This window comes from Rudaea sp., assembly GCF_036560865.1.
Classification (GTDB): domain Bacteria; phylum Pseudomonadota; class Gammaproteobacteria; order Xanthomonadales; family Rhodanobacteraceae; genus Rudaea.
This window is the reverse complement of sequence record NZ_DATBQK010000154.1, coordinates 1-17,610: the sequence shown is the minus strand read 5'-3', so window position 1 is coordinate 17,610 and position 17,610 is coordinate 1. Positions and strand designations below refer to the sequence as shown.

The 17,610-nt window shown below is 63.5% G+C and carries 15 protein-coding genes; 7 read left to right on the top strand and 8 right to left on the bottom strand.

Annotation, left to right across the window (positions count from 1 at the left end; all coding sequences use genetic code 11):
* The first annotated feature begins 104 nt into the window (after positions 1-104).
* From dusA to VIE67_RS14460, 5 genes are all read left to right on the top strand, one after another.
* On the top strand, positions 105-1,079 hold the full coding sequence (dusA, locus tag VIE67_RS14480) for a tRNA dihydrouridine(20/20a) synthase DusA (RefSeq protein ID WP_332027159.1): 975 nt from the start codon (positions 105-107) through the stop codon (positions 1,077-1,079).
* The gene (locus VIE67_RS14475; RefSeq protein ID WP_332027158.1) at positions 1,080-1,994 is read left to right on the top strand and encodes an arginine deiminase-related protein; all 915 of its coding nucleotides are present in this window, start codon (positions 1,080-1,082) and stop codon (positions 1,992-1,994) included.
* Positions 1,995-2,084: 90 nt separating this feature from the next.
* Positions 2,085-2,318, top strand: coding sequence for a PepSY domain-containing protein (locus VIE67_RS14470; RefSeq protein ID WP_332027157.1), 234 nt, complete (start codon positions 2,085-2,087; stop codon positions 2,316-2,318).
* Positions 2,319-2,386: 68 nt separating this feature from the next.
* Complete coding sequence (locus VIE67_RS14465; protein WP_332027156.1) at positions 2,387-3,118, top strand: response regulator transcription factor; 732 nt, start codon at positions 2,387-2,389, stop codon at positions 3,116-3,118.
* Between the two features lie 18 nt (positions 3,119-3,136).
* Complete coding sequence (locus VIE67_RS14460) at positions 3,137-4,531, top strand: ATP-binding protein (RefSeq protein WP_332027155.1); 1,395 nt, start codon at positions 3,137-3,139, stop codon at positions 4,529-4,531.
* A gap of 12 nt (positions 4,532-4,543) precedes the next feature.
* Here VIE67_RS14460 and VIE67_RS14455 read toward each other — a convergent pair whose 3' ends face one another.
* Both VIE67_RS14455 and VIE67_RS14450 read right to left on the bottom strand, forming a co-directional pair.
* The gene (locus VIE67_RS14455) at positions 4,544-6,055 is read right to left on the bottom strand and encodes a hypothetical protein (RefSeq protein ID WP_332027154.1); all 1,512 of its coding nucleotides are present in this window, start codon (positions 6,053-6,055) and stop codon (positions 4,544-4,546) included.
* 82 nt (positions 6,056-6,137) lie between these two features.
* Positions 6,138-6,884, bottom strand: a complete 747-nt coding sequence (locus tag VIE67_RS14450) for a hypothetical protein (protein WP_332027153.1) — start codon at positions 6,882-6,884, stop codon at positions 6,138-6,140.
* 331 nt (positions 6,885-7,215) lie between these two features.
* Here VIE67_RS14450 and VIE67_RS14445 point away from each other — a divergent pair, with 331 nt between their 5' ends.
* Positions 7,216-8,088, top strand: coding sequence for an aldo/keto reductase (locus VIE67_RS14445; RefSeq protein ID WP_332027152.1), 873 nt, complete (start codon positions 7,216-7,218; stop codon positions 8,086-8,088).
* 47 nt (positions 8,089-8,135) lie between these two features.
* Here the strand turns inward: VIE67_RS14445 and VIE67_RS14440 are convergent, their stop codons facing one another.
* From VIE67_RS14440 to rsgA, 6 genes are all read right to left on the bottom strand, one after another.
* The gene (locus VIE67_RS14440; RefSeq protein ID WP_332027151.1) at positions 8,136-8,624 is read right to left on the bottom strand and encodes a (2Fe-2S)-binding protein; all 489 of its coding nucleotides are present in this window, start codon (positions 8,622-8,624) and stop codon (positions 8,136-8,138) included.
* A gap of 16 nt (positions 8,625-8,640) precedes the next feature.
* Positions 8,641-10,911, bottom strand: coding sequence for a xanthine dehydrogenase family protein molybdopterin-binding subunit (locus VIE67_RS14435; RefSeq protein WP_332027150.1), 2,271 nt, complete (start codon positions 10,909-10,911; stop codon positions 8,641-8,643).
* A 33-nt stretch (positions 10,912-10,944) separates the two neighbouring features.
* Complete coding sequence (locus VIE67_RS14430) at positions 10,945-12,243, bottom strand: amidohydrolase (RefSeq protein WP_332027149.1); 1,299 nt, start codon at positions 12,241-12,243, stop codon at positions 10,945-10,947.
* Positions 12,244-12,431: 188 nt separating this feature from the next.
* Positions 12,432-13,685 (bottom strand): peptidase MATCAP family protein, encoded by a 1,254-nt coding sequence (locus VIE67_RS14425; protein WP_332027148.1) that lies wholly within the window; start codon positions 13,683-13,685, stop codon positions 12,432-12,434.
* 95 nt (positions 13,686-13,780) lie between these two features.
* Positions 13,781-15,361, bottom strand: a complete 1,581-nt coding sequence (locus tag VIE67_RS14420; protein WP_332027147.1) for a tetratricopeptide repeat-containing sulfotransferase family protein — start codon at positions 15,359-15,361, stop codon at positions 13,781-13,783.
* Between the two features lie 92 nt (positions 15,362-15,453).
* On the bottom strand, positions 15,454-16,557 hold the full coding sequence (rsgA, locus tag VIE67_RS14415) for a ribosome small subunit-dependent GTPase A (protein ID WP_332027146.1): 1,104 nt from the start codon (positions 16,555-16,557) through the stop codon (positions 15,454-15,456).
* 130 nt (positions 16,558-16,687) lie between these two features.
* Here rsgA and VIE67_RS14410 point away from each other — a divergent pair.
* Positions 16,688-17,610 (top strand): aminotransferase class I/II-fold pyridoxal phosphate-dependent enzyme (locus VIE67_RS14410; RefSeq protein WP_332027145.1); only part of this gene is annotated, 923 nt, incomplete at its 3' end.

Below are 17,610 nucleotides of genomic sequence, written 5' to 3'. Positions count from 1 at the left end.
TAGACTGGGCACAGACGGACAGCCTAAACTTTTCGCCAATGAGCACGCCTTCTCCTCGCTTGCAACCCGATATCGGCAACGCCTTGAATGTTGCTTCATACCCAATGAATGCGCATCTATTGTGCGTCGCGCCGATGATGGACTGGACCGACCGGCACTGCCGGTTTTTCCATCGTCTGTTGAGTCCGCATGCGCGTTTGTATACCGAGATGGTGACCACGGGTGCGTTGTTGCACGGCGATCGCGTGCGGCATCTGGATTTCGATGCGAGCGAACATCCGCTCGGGTTGCAGCTCGGCGGGCACGAGCCGGCGGAGCTTGCGACGGCGGCACGCATCGGCGTGGACTGGGGTTACGACGAAATCAATCTCAATGTCGGCTGCCCGTCGGATCGCGTGCAGTCCGGGCGCTTTGGCGCCTGCCTGATGCGCGAGCCGGCGTTGGTAGCCGATTGCGTCGCGGCGATGCGCGCGGCGGTGTGCGTACCGGTGACGGTGAAGTGCCGCATCGGCGTGGACGACCAGGACGACTACGCGGATCTGCACCGCTTCGTCGAGACCCTGGTCGGCGCCGGCCTGCGGACCCTGATCGTGCACGCGCGCAAGGCCTGGCTGCACGGCCTGTCGCCGAAGGAGAATCGCGAGATTCCGCCGCTCAATTACGAGCGCGTGTTCCGCCTCAAACAGGAATTTCCACAGCTCACGATCGTGATCAACGGCGGCATCACCACGCCTGACGCGGCACAGTCTCTTTGTGGAAAAGTGGACGGCGTGATGCTCGGCCGCGCGGCCTATCACGATCCGTATGTGCTCGCGCAGTCCGAACACGTGCTGTTCGGCACGCCGCTGCCAGAGCGCGACGAGATCCTGGCGCGCATGCAACCGTACATCGAGGCGCAACTCGCACGCGGCGAAGCCCTGCAGCATGTCGGCCGCCATGTGCTCGGCCTGTATCTTGGCCTGCCGGGTGCACGCGCATTCCGCCGTTACCTGAGCGAAAACATGCACCGGCCAGACGCGGACTTCCGTGTGATAGAACAAGCCATGACTCGCGTACGCGAACTTGCACAGGCCGCCTGAATGATCGTCACCACGCCTGCCGAATTTCTCGCCGCGTATTCGCCCGAGCGCTACCCGCCGACCGCGCTGGCGACGGCGCGCGCGGCATTTCTCGTTTCGCCGACCGGCTTTTCGCTCGCCGCGGAATCGGCCACCGACAATCGCTACATGGCGATGTCGAGCACGACCGACGCGGCGCGTGCGCTGGGCGAGCACGCCGCTCTCGCCAATGCCTTGCGCGAAAGCGTGCCGACGATCGTGTTCCCGGGCGATCCGGCGACACCCGACGCGGTGTTTCCGAACAATGTGTTTGCGACCGCACCGGGCAAGCTGATCGTCGGCGCGATGCGTCACGCCGTGCGCCGGCGCGAGGCCGAGCGCGCGGACATCCCACGCTTCTTTCGCGACCTTCTGAACTACGCGTTGGTGGATCTGTCGGCGCAGCCGCTGGTCGCCGAATTGACCGGCGCGCTCGTCATCGATCGTGCGCGAGGTATCGGTTTCTGCGGACTGTCCGAGCGCTGCGATCTGGCCGGCGCGCGCGCGATGCACGCCGCGTTCGGTCTCAAGCTCACGTTCTGCTTCGCGCTCGCGACGGGCGAATACCACACCAATGTCGTGCTTGCCCAACTCGCCTCGCGCGCCGTGATCCTCGCGCCCGACGGCTTCGCCGATCTGGCCGCGGCGGACGCGATCGCGCAGGTCTACGCGCCGCGCGCGTTGCGCCTGACGCGCGCGCAGAAGGCCGCATTCGCCGGCAATGCGATCGCGCTCGATGCGGACAAGGTCTGGATGAGCGCGCGTGCCGCCGCCGCGCTCGATGCGGAGCAGCGCGCGCAACTGGCCGACTGGGGCTTCGAGCTGCGCAGCGTCGCGCTCGACGAAATCGAGAAAGCCGGCGGCAGCCTGCGCTGCTGTGTCGGCGAGATTTTTTGAGGGGAATTCAGCCCCAATTCAATCGCCGCCCTCATAGTGGACAGCTCTAGCGGCCGCCTCGGCCGCGCCGGATTCGTTAAACTCGACACCATGACCCACCGCCTTGCCATACTCTGCCTTGCGTTCGCCTGTGCGCTGACGCCGTATCATGCGTTTGCCGTGCCGTTGACCAAGGAGGAAGCGATCGCCCGGGTCCAGCACGAGACCGGCGGCAAGGTGCTGACCGCGGAGACCAAGCAGGTGGGCAAGAGAACCATTTACCGGATCAAGGTGCTCACCCACGACGGCCAGGTCAGGATCGTCGAGGTGTCGGCGGGCGAATGACCCGGTGTTGACAAAAAGCGAGAACGCAACTTTTCCACTTTTTTAAATTGCAGCATTCAGGAGGCACAATGCGCGTATTGCTGGTTGAAGACGAAGCTCCCCTGCGCGAAACCCTAGCCGCACGCCTGAAACGCGACGGCTTCGCGGTGGATTGCGCGTCCGATGGCGATGAAGGCCTGTTCCTCGGCCGTGAAGTGCCGTTCGACGTCGCCATCATCGACCTGGGCCTGCCGAAAAAGTCCGGCATGGATCTGGTCAAGGACCTGCGCGACGCGGGCCAGAAATATCCGATCCTGATCCTCACCGCGCGCACCAGCTGGCAGGACAAGGTGCAGGGTCTGAAGCAGGGCGCCGACGATTATCTGGTGAAGCCCTTCCACGTCGAGGAACTGCTCGCGCGTCTCAACGCGCTGGTGCGTCGTGCCAGCGGCTGGACGAAGCCGATGCTCGAATGCGGCCCGATCGTGCTCGACACCACCGCGCAGACCGTGCACGTCGCCGGCCAGCCGGCCGACTTGACCAGCTACGAATACAAGGTGCTCGAATACCTGATGCTGCACGCGGGCGAGCTCGTCTCCAAGGCCGACCTGACCGAGCACATCTACCAGCAGGATTTCGACCGCGACTCCAACGTGCTCGAGGTGTTCATCGGCCGCCTGCGGCGCAAGCTCGATCCGGACAATACCTTGAAGCCGATCGAAACCGTGCGCGGCCGCGGTTACCGCTTTGCGATTCCGCGCAGCGATACGCATGGCGAGCCTGCCACCGCCGGGGCCGCCAGCGAGGCGCCCGCGAAGTAAACAAGTACACAAAGCCGCATGGCGCGCCGTCCGCTATCCCTGCAAGCGCGCTCCCTGCTGGCGGCCGGCATCGTGCTGGCCGCGTTTCTGGGCCTGACCGGATTCGCGCTCGACCAGGCAATCTACCAGACCCTGCTAAGCACGCTGCACGATCGCCTGCAGGGCTACGCCTACGGTTTTCTCGCCACCTCGGACGTGTCGCGCTCGCGACGCTGGATCCCGCCGGAAGTCGAACCCGAGCCGCGCTTGGAAAGTCCCGGCAGCGGCCTGTATGCCGGCGTGGTCGGTCCGGTCGAAGTCGACGGCGCGCGCTTCGACAGCTGGCGCTCGCCCTCGGCGCTGGTCGTGAATCTGCCGTTCGACGAGAAGCTGAAGCCGGGCGTCAGCGAATTCGACGGGCCGCTCGACGGCGCTGGCGGCAAAATATACAAATACAGTATTGGTGTGACCGTCTGGGATGCCGCCAATCGCGGCTCGGTCGATCTGACCCTGCATGTGGCGGAGACCGCGGCCAACCTGCAGGCGCAACGCGACGTGTTCCGGCGCAGCCTGCTGATCTATTTCGGCGGCCTCGGCATCGCCCTGCTCCTGCTCCTGCTCGGCCTGCTGCGCTGGAGTCTGCAACCGCTGCGCCGCATCGTGACCGAACTCGGCCGCGTCGAGCGCGGCGAGCAGGAACAGTTGTCGGCCGATTACCCGCTCGAACTCAAGCGTTTCGCCGGCAGCATCAACGATTTCATCGGCAGCGAGCGCGACAGCCTCAAGCGCTACCGCAACACCCTGTCCGATCTCGCGCACAGCCTGAAGACGCCGCTCGCCGTGGTGCGCAGCCAGCTCGAATCGGGCGCCGACGGCAAGGATTTCCGCTGGACCGTGCTCGAACAGATCGGACGCATGGACCAGATCGTCGCCTACCAGCTGTCGCGTGCGGCGACCAGTGGTCATACGACGTTCGCCGCGCCGATTCGCGTCGAGCCGTATGCGGAGGAAGTCGTCGCCAGCCTGGAAAAAGTATATTCCAGTAAAAATATACTCTGCGAATTCGAGATCGATGCGGACGCACAATTCTACGGCGATCAGGGCGATCTGCTCGAACTGCTCGGCAACCTGCTGGAAAACGCGTTCAAATGGGCCGTGCACCACGTCGAGCTCAGCGCGCGCGTGCTCCCCGGTGCCGGCACGCGGCGCAACGGACTGGAGCTCGTGGTCGAGGACGACGGCCCCGGTATTCCCGAGGACCGCATCGCGCACCTGCTGCAACGCGGCGTGCGCGGCGACGAGCGCGTGCAGGGCCACGGCATCGGCCTGGCCATCGTGCAGGACCTGCTCAAGGCCTATCGCGGCGACTTGAGCGTGACGCGCTCGGAAAACCTTGGCGGCGCGGCGTTCACCGTGCGCTTCGCGGCCGGCTAAGCCGATCAAAATTCAGCTGCTGGACGATGATCGCTGCCAAAGGCGAATGCTGAAGCGCCTTCCAGCCGGCTGTTTTGCAACTGTCTGAATCGAAATCTCGCGGGTGCTGGCATTCCACAGAAATGGCCGCCCATCGGCGGGATGCGTCGCCCATTGCGGATGTTGTCGCAGAAATTCGGGAATTGTGGAGGCGTCGATCTGTTGCCGTCGAATTTCGTAACCCAGTTTTGCCAGCCGCTGCAGTGCAGCGCCATCGTAGGCACGCAGCGAATAAGCATCGAAGCCGACAGCGACCGAGTTGGCGGCCAGCACCTTGCCAACAGGGTTGTATGTCAGCGGCACGGACAATAGGTTGTGCCCCATCCAGCGTCTGAAGACGTCGCGCGCCACGTCGACGTAAACCGCAGGGTCGTAATTCGTTCCGACGGTGAATCGGTTCAGATTGTCTCGGAGCCAGGCTTCATAGATTTCGCGTGCTGCATGGAATTGTGACGGGTCGGCTTGGGCGACGGCGATCAAACGGTCCATCTGCTGCGCAACGAGATTCTGCGTCGCATTGAACTTGAAGTAGTGGCTCTCAAGCGCGTGGCCGAGACGCCGCCACCAAGGTTGCGTCGACTCCCATTCCCCTGAGTACATGAGTCCGGTCCGAATCCAGTCTGATGAAATTGCGCGCGATTGCGCGGCGAACGCGTTGCCGATTCTCCAATCGTCCCATTCAAAAAATGGAACCATGTCGTGCGCATCCTGCCAGGCAACGGCAAACTCGGCGTCTGGATCGGCAATCATGTCGGCCAGAACGAGGTAGTCGGCCTGCAACGAGGCGACTGCAACCATCTTGGACTCAAACCGACCCTCACCTGACAGCACCCGTTTCCAGAGTTGCACATCGCTCTGAAGATCCGCGAGTGCATCATGGCGCTGACCGGCGTTGCCCATCTGCAACCGCAATGCAAGATCAGCCAGAAAAAGGGAGCGCAGCGCGCCCGGCACAAATTGAAGCGGTGCGTTGTAGCTCGGACGCGCGGTTTCGAAGTATCCCTGCAGCCGATGCAACCCCAAGTAGCGCTGATAGAGTTCACGGTTGTCGACAAGTAGCGTTTCGAGCTGCGTTTTTTGACTTTGGATATTGTCCCAGCAAGTCGATACCAAGGGGCGGCAGAAATCGATTTGGCCCTTGAATTCGAGGCGTTGCGGATCGCCTTTCGCAGGGTCCGCAGGCGCCGCCGGTGGGCTCCTGAGCATCGCATCGAATTGTTGGTCGTAAAGAGCAACCGTGGCCTGTCCGGCAGCAAGAACCGACTGGTCAGGGGGCGCATCAAAGCCCTGCAATGCCAGATAGATGTTCTGGTCTGGCCTATACGGATTCGAAGGAGTGGCTAGAAGTGCCAGAGTCTCCGAAGTAGGCCTCTCGTCAAGGGAGTTGATGAGAAAACCGACAGCAAAAAGCAGGAGTATCAGGCCGAGAAAAACTGCCGGTGCGTATACGGCAAGCCGCCGGATCACTCGTGAATCTCTCTTCATGTGGCGACCGCCTGGGCCGCGCAGACCTATCGATGGGCGGCCAGGCAATATAGTACAAAGCAGCCGCCACTGAAGTCGCGCGCTACTGTCCGATGAGTTCAATGGCGATCGGCTTCCACCAAGGCGACAAATAGAGATAGGTCGCCAATAGCTGCAGGCCGAGCGCCCAGCTTGCTCCGATTGCATAGGCCGGATGCAGGCGATGTCGTGTGATCAGGTCATACCCGCCGAGCCCGGCAATCAGGATCGCGCCGCCCAGATAGTCGAAGCCCCATTCTCCGAAGAAACCTTTGCCGAAATAGTCCAGGACACTGTCTCCGCACCAGCGGCTGAAGCCCGGGTCGGTGATACAAATCGTCGCCAAGAGCATCAATCGTTTGTGGGCAGCCGGGGTCTTGCGCAGAAGCAGGCCAGCGCCCGCGAGCCATGCAAAGTTGATTACGTCGGCGAGCGCGAAACTGAACTCTGCCGGGTTGCCGTGCGGGGTGCCTATGTCGCGGCGTTGGACGGCAACCGAGACCAGAAGACCGAATATCACCACGGCGAGCGCATGAAACGCGCCCCAGATGCCAAGCTTGCGATGAAGCCGAATGTTGCGCCCGCGAATTAGCGCAACCTGAGTGGTCAGCAGCAGCAACCAGCCGACGAACACTGCCGCGTGCAGGTGGGTCAGCAGTGGATAATGCAATTCGTTTTTTTGCGCCTTCCCAATGATCTCCGGGACAAAACCCATCAGGATGACGCCCCAGATTAGCGCCACCAACAAAGGAAAGGCGTAGCGATCCAGCGCATGATGAGGCAAAAAAAGCGCCTTCTTTGTTGCTTCCATGGTGGGTTCCCCAAGGCCCTGCGGACATGGCCACAGAAACCAATGCTATGCGAGTCGAGAGCGGCTACCCGACTGGCCGTTCGGTATGTCAGGCTACAAAATCCATGGTCCGTTCGTCTCGCAGCATACACGCCAAGATAAAACGAACGATGCGCCGCGGGTTCCTATGCGCCTCTCGCAACACCATCATCAGGATAATTGTTAGTTGTTGAAAGTCGGTTCATGGCCGATCCGAGACGTTCGGAGAACGGCAAGTCTCGACCCGCAGCGGACATCACCCCCGAAGCTGCTAACCTCTCCATCAAGACTTCGTAACGCCGCCGCTGCCACCATGCAGGATTTCGAACTTTCTCCCATCGTCGCCGGCCTGTGGCGTATCGCGGACTGGAATCTCGGCGTACAGGAGCGTGTACGCTGGATCGAGCAGGCGCTTGAGCTTGGTATCACATCGTTCGATCACGCGGACATCTATGGCGACTACCACGCGGAGGCCTTGTTCGGCGAGGCACTGAAAGCCGAGCCGACGCTGCGCGAACGCATGCAACTGGTGACCAAGTGCGGCGTCCGCCTGCGTTCTGCGCAACGCCAATATCGCGTCAACTACTACGACACCTCGGCCGCTTATGTACGCACACAGGTGGAGCAATCGTTGCGCAACCTGCACGCCGAACATCTGGATCTGGTCTTGATCCATCGGCCGGATTACCTGATGGATGCTGCGGCCCTGGCCGACACCTTCGCCACGCTCACGCTGGAAGGCAAGGTTAGCCACTGGGGCGTATCCAACCACAGCGCCAGCCAGTTCGCGCTGTTGCATGGGCACTATCGGTTGCTCACCAATCAAGTCGAGCTATCCGCGTTGCAAATGAACGCGCTGGACGATGGCACGCTCGATCAGGCCCAGCAGCTTGGGTTGCGCCCAATGATCTGGTCGCCACTCGGCGGTGGCCAGCTGTTCACTGGCAAAACCGAGCAGGCCGTCCGCGTGCGTAGCGCAATGACCGCGATTGCCGCGCGCTACGACATAAGCATCGCCGTGCTCGCCATCGCCTGGGTGTTGCGCCATCCCTCACGACCCCACCCGATCACCGGCACCGGTCGCGTCGAAGGCCTGCGCGATGCGGTCGCCGCGCTGGATGTGCGGCTCGATGCGCAAGACTGGTATGCGATCTGGACCGCGAGCAAAGGGCACCCAGTGCCTTAGTGACCCTGTGCAAACGGCGAGAGAAGTAGGATACGGGACAACGCGCGTTACTTTGTGTTTCCAGCACTCGCCGCAGGTGCTGACGTGCGATTGTTCGCCGCCGCGTGGATTGCGGCGCGGATGCGCGGATAGGTGCCGCAGCGGCAGATGTTGCCGCTCATCGCCGCATCGATATCGGCGTCGCTCGGCTGCGGCGTGGTTTTCAGCAAGGCGCTGGCCGACATGAGCTGGCCGCTCTGGCAGTAGCCACATTGCACGACATCCACTTCGGTCCATGCCTGGCGCAACGCGTCGATTTCGGCTCCCTGCACGCCTTCGATTGTGACGACTTCGCGCTCGCCGACCGCGGCCAGGGGCGTGATGCACGAGCGCACGGCGACACCGTCGAGATGCACGGTGCAGGCGCCGCATAGCGCCTTGCCGCAGCCGAACTTGGTGCCGACCTGATGCAGCTCGCCGCGCAACACCCACAGCAGCGGCGTATCGGGCTCGGCGTTCACACTGATGGTCTTGCCATTGATCTTGAGCGTGGTCATGGCGGTTCCTTCTCGATCAGGCAAGCTTGAGCGGCAGGCTGCGCAGACGCTGGCCGGTCAGCGCAAACACCGCGTTGGCGACTGCCGGCGCAATCGGCGGTACGCCCGGTTCGCCGACGCCACCGGGCGCATCGGTGCTGGGAATAATATCCACCTCAATCACAGGACACTCACTCATGCGCAGCGCTGCGTAGTCGTGAAAGTTGCTCTGCTGCACCTGACCCTTGTCGATCGTGATCTCGCCGTGCAGCGCGGCCGACAGACCGAACACGATCGCGCTTTCCATCTGCTGGCGGATCAGATTCGGATTGACCGCGATGCCGCAATCGATCACGCAGGTTACGCGATGCACGCGAATCTGCTTGTCGGCAGTCACCGAAACTTCGGCGACGTGGGCGACGATGCTGCCGAACGAGCGATGGATCGCGATACCGCGCGCGCATTTCGCACCGTCTGCCATGGGATCGAGCGGCTGCCCCCACTTCGAGAGTTGCGCCACGCGATGCAGCACGCGTAGATGGTGTTCGTCGTTGCGCAGCAAGTCGGCACGGAACGCCAGCGGATCCTGCCCCGTCGCCGTCGCGCATTCGTCGACGAAGCTCTCGGTGAAGAAGCCATTTTGCGAATGGTTGACCGAGCGCCAGATGCCGGTGGGCACGGCCGATTCGACGGTCTGATGCGCGACGCGCACATTGGCGAACGCATACGCGGTATCCGATGCGCCTTCGGTCGCCGCGTCGGCAAACCCTGGCGCGCCCATGCTCGATCCGGCTGAAGTCGCCTGCAGCGCGACGACCTTGCCTTGCGCATCGAAGCCGGCTTGCCAGCGCGAGACGAACGCGGGGCGGTAGAAGTCGTGTGCCATATCCTGTTCGCGCGACCAGATCAGTTGCACCGGCGCGCCATTGGTTTCACGCGCGAGCAGGGCTGCCTGCACGACATTGTCGGTGAATGTGCGCCGGCCGAAGCCCCCGCCGAGATAGGTGAGCTTGACCTCGACCTTGTCGCTGCCGATGCCAAGCGCCTTCGCCACCGCACTGCGCACGAAGCCCGGCCCCTGCGTGCCGACCCATACCGTCGCCGCGCCGTCCTTGAATTGCACCGCGCAGTTCATCGGCTCCATCGTCGCGTGCGCGAGAAACGGCACGCGATATTCCGCGCTGATGGTCTTGGCCGCCGACTTCATTGCTGCGGGCGCGTCGCCATGCGCGAAGTGCGCCTTGCCCTCATTGTGATCGAGCGCATCGGTCAGCGCGGCGAAAATCGTCTGGCTCGACAACGTCGCGGCCATGCCGTGATCCCACTCGATCATGACCTTGTCCAGCGCGCGCATCGCGTGGTACGGCGTATCGGCGATCGCCGCAACGCCACCGCAGGTGGTGCCGAAGCTGGCGAGGCCGCCTGCAACCGGATCGAGCGCGATGACCTTGCGCACGCCGGGCAGGCTTTGCGCGGCGGTCGCATCGAAATGCGCGACCTTGCCGCCGAGCGTCGGACACATCGCGATGCTTGCGTAGAGCAGGCCCTCGGGCAACACGTCGATGCCGAACGTTGCCGTGCCGTTGAGCTTGGCCGCGTTGTCGATGCGCCGGACCGGCTTGCCGATCAGCTTGAATTGCGCCGGATCCTTCAGCGTCACGTTTTCCGGCAAGGGCAGTTGCGCCGCCGTCGCAGCAAGTTCGCCATAACCTGTACTCTTGCCGGACGCATGCAGCACGCGGCTCGCCTCGGTGCGGCATTCGCCTGCCGGCACTTTCCACATCTGTGCCGCCGCCGCGATCAGCAGAGCGCGCGCCGATGCGCCGGCCTGACGCAACGGCAACCATTGATCGCGAATGCTCGACGAACCGCCGGTGCCCCAGAATCCGGGAATCTCGCGCAGTATTCTGCCCATCACGTGCTGGGTCGAGCGCTTGGCGATGCCGTTGTCCTCTTCCGTGAACATCGGCAGGTTGTCGAGAATCATCGCCTGGTTGTTGTAGATGCCGTCATCGCCGGCCTGTTCGAGCTTCATCTGCGCCCAGTCGGCATCCATCTCGTCGGCGAGCAGCGCGGCGAGGCCGGTATGCGCGCCCTGCCCCATCTCCGCCGCGGCGATCATGATCGTGATGCTGTTGTCCGCAGAAACCTTGACCCAGCCGTTGAGTGCAACCTGACCTTGTTGCACCGGCAAGGGCTTGCCCGTGGTCAGACGCTGCCGTGCCGGCAACGCGACCCAGCCGATCGCGAGCGCACCGACCGCGCCGATGCCGCCGAGGATGAAGTGACGCCGTTTGAAATTGGGCATGATCGACTCCTGGGGGCTCGGCGCGCGTTTGCGCTACGGCGCGTAGCCCAGATAATCCAGACTCGCCTGCAGCATCGCCGTGGTGCCGATCGCGAGCGCGCCTTCGTCGAGGAAGAATTTCGGCGAGTGGTTGGTCGGTGCGTTCGCGGCGTCTTGTCCGGCCGGCGTCGCGCCGACGAAAAAGTATACGCTGGGCGCCTGCGCGCCGATGCCGAAGTAGGGGAAATCCTCCGACGCGGTCCAGCGCTCGGACTCGATCACCTTGTCCTTGCCCAGCGCTTTTTCCAGGCTCGTGCGCACGCGTGTGGTGAGAGCAGGATCGTTATACAAAACGGGGTTGGTGCTGTCGCCGGCTGGAATCTGCGCGTCGACGGTCGCGCCGTTCGCCGCCGCAACATGCTCCGCGATATTGCGCAGGCTGTCGATGATCTGCTTGCGCATGCCTTCGTCGAACGTGCGGATCGTGCCGGACAGTGCGGCCGTATCCGGCACGATATTGAAGCGCTGGCCGCCGTTGAAGGTGCCGAAGGTGAGTACGGCGGGCTGCTTGTTGATATCGAGCTGGCGGCTGACGATGGTCTGCGCATCGATCACGATCTCGGCCGCGGTGACGATCGGGTCGATGCCTTTCCACGGCGTCGCGCCGTGGCTCTGCCGGCCGTGCACGACGATGCGGAACGTATCCGAGCTTGCCATCGCGCCGCCGGGGCGCACGCCGACGATGCCGACATTGAGCGCGCTGACCACATGCATGCCGAACACCGCGTCGGGTTTGAAGTCCTTGAACACGCCGTCTTTGACCATCAGCGAGGCGCCGCCCACTTCGCCCGGGGGCGCACCCTCCTCAGCGGGCTGGAAGATCAGCATGATTGAGCCGGGCAGATTTTTTTTCATTCCGGCGAAAATCTCGGCGAGGCCGAGCAGCATCGCCGTGTGCGCATCGTGACCGCAGGCGTGCATGACGCCGACTTCGCGGCCGAGATATTCGCCCTTCGCCTTTGAGGCGAACGGCAGATCGACCTGCTCGACCACCGGCAGCGCATCCATGTCGGCGCGGATCGCGAGCTTCGGTCCCGGCTTGCCGCCCTTGAGGATGCCGACGACACCGGTGTGCGCGATGCCCGCGTGTACCTCGTAACCGAGTTTCTTCAACTCATCGGCGACGATCTTCGAGGTGCGCACCTCGCGATTGCTCAACTCGGGATGCTGGTGCAGATCGCGCCGCCAGGCGGTGACCTGCGGCAGCACGCTCTGCGCGAGTTGTTGCGTCGTCTCCGCCGCGCTCGCATTTACCGCCGCGACCAACAACCCTGCCAGCATCACTCTGCGCATATCCTGCTCCAAGAAAGGAAAGAAAAGATAGAGACTGAACCACGGAGAACACGGAGTACACGGAGAACACGGAGAACACGGAGAACACGGAGAAAGGCAACGAAAAGGAAAAGCTAAAAAGTATATAAGTGCTTTTCCCTCCGTGTTCTCCGTGTTCTCCGTGGTTCAATTTTGGCTTTTGTACTTCATTACACGCCCAACACCAAGTCTTCCGCCTCGACGCGATCGAGGCGGATGCGGTTGGCGAACAGCGAAAATGCGAGCGTGCCCGCAAGCCCGTTCGCGCGCTGCACCCACGGCGGAATATACAGCGGCGCGGCGATGTAGCCCGAATCGAAATACGGTTCGAGCGTGAGCACGTCGTGCAGGGTCATCTTGCCGGCGAACAGGCTGCGGCAGAGTTTCAGCTTCTGGTTCTTCAACGCCCAACGGAAAAACGTGTGCACGGACAACAGACCGTGCAGATACACCGCGTCCTTGGTGAACGCCGCACCACCGCTGGTCGGCGCGCCGCGGAACACGCGCATTGCCGAAGTGAAGCTGTCGGCTTCGTTCTGCCCCGCGTCGAGGAAAAACTTGAACACCTCGATGAAGTCCGCGCCGCTCAGCGCCTTGTCGATCGCGAGAATGCGCAAGCTGATGCGCTTCATGCGGCCGATATCGATCGCGCCCGACATCAGTTCGGCAAACGTCGCCAGGCCCTCCTGGGTCGCGGTGATGCGCGGCGAATTCAAGGCCAGCGATTTAAGGTTTGGTTGCTCGCGTCCGTTCAATGCGCTCAGCGAATGCACGAAGGCTTCGTGCTCGAGCAACTGATGGCGGTCGTACTCGGAAAAACTCGTGCCCGCACGCAAGCGGATGCGCGTGGGGCCCGCTGCGGCTTTCGCGATCAGGTTCGGGTCGAGTTCAACCGTCACCTTGTTGTGCATGAAAAACGCGCTGATGCGCTGCTGCAATTCCGTGCACAACTCCTCGGCGGGAATGCGCTGGGCCTCATCGGCAGTGCCGATGTCGCGGCCGAGTTCGTCCGCGAGTTCGATGAAATGGCGTGCCGCGTCGAGATTGCTCACGCTGCCGCCGGGCAGGCGATCGCCGGGCCGGCCGAACAGGCGCACCGAATACTCGGTGATATTCATCGTGCCGGCCGCGTCGAGCATCTCGGTTGCGGTGCGCCACGACTGCGCAGTGCGGCGCAGATAATCGCCGACCGGGTGCTGGGCATCGGCGGCGAGAAAAATGTCTTCCAGTTCCTCGCGCGTGCGCGAAAAATCGGACTTTTCGTAAACCACTTGCGGCAACTGCGGATTGCCGCGCCGCCACGCATCGAGAAACTGCACCTGCATCGACGCCGGCCAGCTCACCGCGGCAAGCCACTTGATGCCCTTGACCGTCGCCACGAGGCGGCGGTCGAGCTCGGTCAAGGTATCCAGTGCAGTCCCCACGTCGCCGCATCTCCTTCCTGCTCAACGCGGACACACTAGCGCATCCGCATCGATTTTCAACGGGCAGAGGATCGACGCGCTCATTGCCCTGGGGTCTATCCCGTGGCCGACGCTCCACCCTTCGCCGCCAACGGCGGCAGGCCGAGCGCGGCGCGCAGCGGATCGAGCAGCGCGCCGTATTTTTCCGCGCGCGCGGTGTCGCTTCGCAGTGGCTCGCGCACCTGCGCGGAACTGAGGTTTTCGACCTTGCGTTGGGTCATGTAGAAGCGCAGACAGGCCGGATCGAAGTCGAGTCCGCAGAATGCGAGCAGATCCCGGGTCTTGCCTTCCTGATCAGCGACAAGGTCCTCATAGACGAGATCGTAGACCTGGCCGGGATGCAGCATTTTCCAAATATTGCAGGCACGGTCGAAATCGCGCCAGTAGGCTGCCAGATCGTGAAAGTCATAACTGTAGTCCTGGGTGTGTTGACTGAAGTGTTGCCGATAGCATGAAAATGCGGTTTCGACCGGATCGCGCCTGCAGACGATCACCTTCGCATCGGGAAGCATGGCCAGCGCCGGGCCGACAAGGCGCCAGTTGGCCAGCGCCTTGTCGGCGAGATACGCACGCCCTTGGCGAGCGCGCGCCGTCATTTCGAGATAGCGCTGCCCCAATCTCTGCCACTCCTGCGGCGTCGTCGCGCATGCCCATTCCGTCATGGGGATACCACGGCGCAGATTTTCCTCCTCGATGACGTTCTTCAGATCGTCGCGCTCGCCACCACCGGCTACCTGCGGATGCGAGGCCAATATTTGCTCGACGAGGGTGGAACCCGAACGCGGCAGGCTGACGATGAAAATAACCTCTCTGCCTTGACGCACGCCGCTACCCCGCGGCGGTGGCGAGAAGGCATCGAGCACCGCATCCAGCCATGCGCTGAACTCGCCCGCGTCCCAATCCAACTGATGATGCATGTATGCATTGGCTTTGCCGAGAGCGGCGAACGCTTCGGCGTAGCGCTCGTTGTCGTCGAGCGCCTTGGCCAGCGCGAACAACAGCACGGTGCGGGCGTCGCCCGCTTCGCGGTGATGCTCCAGAGCGCGCTGGAGGCCCTCGACGTCCGCCTCGCTCATCGGCACGTTCCTGAGATTGGAAAGGCCGAACCACGACCACGGCGAATAAGGCTGCCTGGCCAGCGCTGCCCGGTACTCGGCGCTGGCCTGCTCAACGCGACCCTGTTTGCGCAGCATTTCGCTGCGCACCACGCGCGCCTGTTCGTAGCCGGGCGCGAGAACGATCATGCGATCGATCGCCTTCAACGCAGCGTCGGTCTCGTCCAGCATCGACAGCACGATCGCGTAGTTGTACCAAGCCTGTGGCAGATCCGGCGCCAGCTCGCAGGCGCGCTGAAACGCCGCACGCGCGCCGTCGATATCCCCGAGCGCACGCAGCACCGCACCCATGCTGTTGTGTACCAGGGCATTGCCGGGTTCACGCTCGGCCAGCGCGGACAACAGGTCCCTGGCTTCGGTCTGACGCCCGCAGCCGCGCAGGCCGGCCCCCAAGAGCCGGGTGGCCTCGATGTGTCCGGGCGCGGCGATGAGGATCGCCTGCGCACGGTCGACGGCGCGCTCAAATTCGTTGCGCTTGAGCGCCAGCTCCAGCTCTCGCAAATCCCGGTCGATCGGATTCATGCACGAACGCGCAGCAAACGACAGACGCAAAGATATCGCTGCCCGGTCCGGGGCACCGGCAGCCGTCCGCATAGGCACACACCAGCAACCACTTAGTGCCGTCCGTACTTGTCGATCAGGCGCTTGCCCAGCACCTTGTTGGCAACGCGGGCCTGGGCCTTGCGCTCGAGTTGTGCTTCGAGCGAGTCGCTCGCCGCGGCGAGCTCGCCACGCAATTTGCGGAAACTGTCCCAGCGCGCCGGGTCGAGCGCGCCGGATTCGAGCGCCGCGCGCACTGCGCAGCCCGGCTCGTTGCCATGCGTGCAGTCGCCGAAGCGACATTGCAGCGCCAGCGCTTCGATATCGGCGAAACTCGCCGCGGCGAGATCCTCCTCGCCGGTGAGTTTCAATTCGCGCATGCCCGGCGTATCGATCAGGCAGCCGCCGCTGGGCAGCGCGATCAGCGAGCGATGCGTGGTCGTATGGCGACCGCGGCTGTCGTGTTCTCGCACCGTACTGGTGGCCTGGCGCTCGCGCCCGAGCAGGGTGTTGGTCAGGGTCGATTTGCCCGCACCCGAGGAGCCGACCAGCACCGCGGTATCGCCATGTTTGAGGTAGCGCAGCAGCGGCTCGATGCTGGCCGCGTCCTTGGCATTGACCGCGCGGATATCGATGTCCGCCGGCAACTGCGCATGCAACGCATCGAGTGAAGTATACAATGCTTCTTCTTCCACTTTGTCGGCCTTGGTCAGCACGATCAGCGGCCGCGCACCGCTGCCCTGGATCAATAGCAGATAGCGCTCGATACGGCGCGGATTGAAATCGCCGTCGAGGCCCATCAGCACGAAAACGGTGTCGATATTAGTGGCGATGATCTGGCGCGCATAGCGCTCGCCGGCCGCGGCGCGGCTCAAAGTCGTGCGCCGTGGCAACACGGTGTGGATCACCGCCGGCGTCGCAGCGTCGATCAGCACGAAATCGCCGACTGCCGGGCGCAAGGTCGGATCGGCGCCGCGGCGCAGAAAGCGCGGCGCCGGCTGTGCGCTGAAATCGTCGCGGCCGGCGTGCGCTGCGCCATCGCTCAATACATAGCCGCTGCGATGCTGGGCGACCACGCGCGCGGGACGCCAATCCGCGGGCATGTCGACCGGCAGCGGTGTGTCCGCGCGCCAGCCGATCGCGCCCAGACCTCGCTCCGAATCCGACTCCACTGCCATGCGGGCATTCTACCTGCGGCCCGGGCAAAGTCAGCGAAATGCTTGAATTCGCGCCCTGTTTCGCTAGGATGAAAGGTCACGCTCGACAATCGCGACGACAAACTGCCCGCCCATGCCCACGCACAAGCCGATGAACCCAACGACCGCGCCGCTGCAAACCAGCAGCCGGATCAGCGAAGTCCGCTACGAAATCCGCGGCGAGCTTGCGCAGCGCGCGCTCGAACTCGAAGCCGCAGGACGCGAGATCATCAAGGTCAATATCGGCAATCCGGGCGTGTTCGGATTTACCGTGCCCGAGCACGTGCGCGCGGTGATCCAGGCCAATCTGGCGTCGAGCGAAACCTATTGCCATCAGAAAGGCATCCTGCCCGCGCGCGAGGCCATCGTCGCCCAGCAACGCGAACACGGCGTGCCCGACGCGCATGTCGACCGCGTCTTCATCGGCAACGGCGTCAGCGAACTGATCGACTTGTCGCTGCGCGCCCTGCTCAACGACGGCGACGAAGTGCTGCTGCCGAGTCCGGACTACCCGCTGTGGAGCGCGGCCACCGTGCTCAACGGCGGTCGCTGCGTCTACTACACCTGTCCGGCCGAGAGTGCGCATGTGCCAGACCCGGACGAAATCGAAGCCGCGATCACACCGCGCACTCGCGCGATCGTCGTGGTCAATCCGAACAATCCGACCGGCGCCGTGTATCCGCGTGCCGTGCTCGAAGCGATCGTGAACATCGCCGAGCGCCATCGGCTGATCATCCTGTCCGACGAAATCTACGACGAAATCGTCTACGACCGTGCCGAATTCATCCCGCTCGCACGCCTCGCGCGCGAGGTGCCTTGCCTCACGTTCGACGGGCTTTCCAAAGTGCAGCGTGCCTGCGGCTATCGTGTCGGTTGGCTGTCGCTGACCGGCGCGGCGGCGCCGCTCGGCGAAATGGAACGCGCGCTCGACCTGCTCGCCTCCTTGCGCCTGTGCGCCAACGTGCCCGGCCAGTGGGCAATCGTGCCGTCGCTGACCGGCCCCGACACGATCTCGCCGCTGACCGCGCCGGGCGG

What these genes read in the sequence shown, in the direction of transcription:
- dusA (WP_332027159.1), top strand. Translation starts at nt 105, where the DNA reads ATGAATGCGCATCTATTGTGCGTCGCGCCGATGATGGACTGGACCGAC.
- VIE67_RS14475 (WP_332027158.1), top strand. Translation starts at nt 1,080, where the DNA reads ATGATCGTCACCACGCCTGCCGAATTTCTCGCCGCGTATTCGCCCGAG.
- VIE67_RS14470 (WP_332027157.1), top strand. Translation starts at nt 2,085, where the DNA reads ATGACCCACCGCCTTGCCATACTCTGCCTTGCGTTCGCCTGTGCGCTG.
- VIE67_RS14465 (WP_332027156.1), top strand. Translation starts at nt 2,387, where the DNA reads ATGCGCGTATTGCTGGTTGAAGACGAAGCTCCCCTGCGCGAAACCCTA.
- VIE67_RS14460 (WP_332027155.1), top strand. Translation starts at nt 3,137, where the DNA reads ATGGCGCGCCGTCCGCTATCCCTGCAAGCGCGCTCCCTGCTGGCGGCC.
- VIE67_RS14455 (WP_332027154.1), bottom strand. Translation starts at nt 6,055, where the DNA reads ATGAAGAGAGATTCACGAGTGATCCGGCGGCTTGCCGTATACGCACCG.
- VIE67_RS14450 (WP_332027153.1), bottom strand. Translation starts at nt 6,884, where the DNA reads ATGGAAGCAACAAAGAAGGCGCTTTTTTTGCCTCATCATGCGCTGGAT.
- VIE67_RS14445 (WP_332027152.1), top strand. Translation starts at nt 7,216, where the DNA reads ATGCAGGATTTCGAACTTTCTCCCATCGTCGCCGGCCTGTGGCGTATC.
- VIE67_RS14440 (WP_332027151.1), bottom strand. Translation starts at nt 8,624, where the DNA reads ATGACCACGCTCAAGATCAATGGCAAGACCATCAGTGTGAACGCCGAG.
- VIE67_RS14435 (WP_332027150.1), bottom strand. Translation starts at nt 10,911, where the DNA reads ATGCCCAATTTCAAACGGCGTCACTTCATCCTCGGCGGCATCGGCGCG.
- VIE67_RS14430 (WP_332027149.1), bottom strand. Translation starts at nt 12,243, where the DNA reads ATGCGCAGAGTGATGCTGGCAGGGTTGTTGGTCGCGGCGGTAAATGCG.
- VIE67_RS14420 (WP_332027147.1), bottom strand. Translation starts at nt 15,361, where the DNA reads ATGAATCCGATCGACCGGGATTTGCGAGAGCTGGAGCTGGCGCTCAAG.
- rsgA (WP_332027146.1), bottom strand. Translation starts at nt 16,557, where the DNA reads ATGGCAGTGGAGTCGGATTCGGAGCGAGGTCTGGGCGCGATCGGCTGG.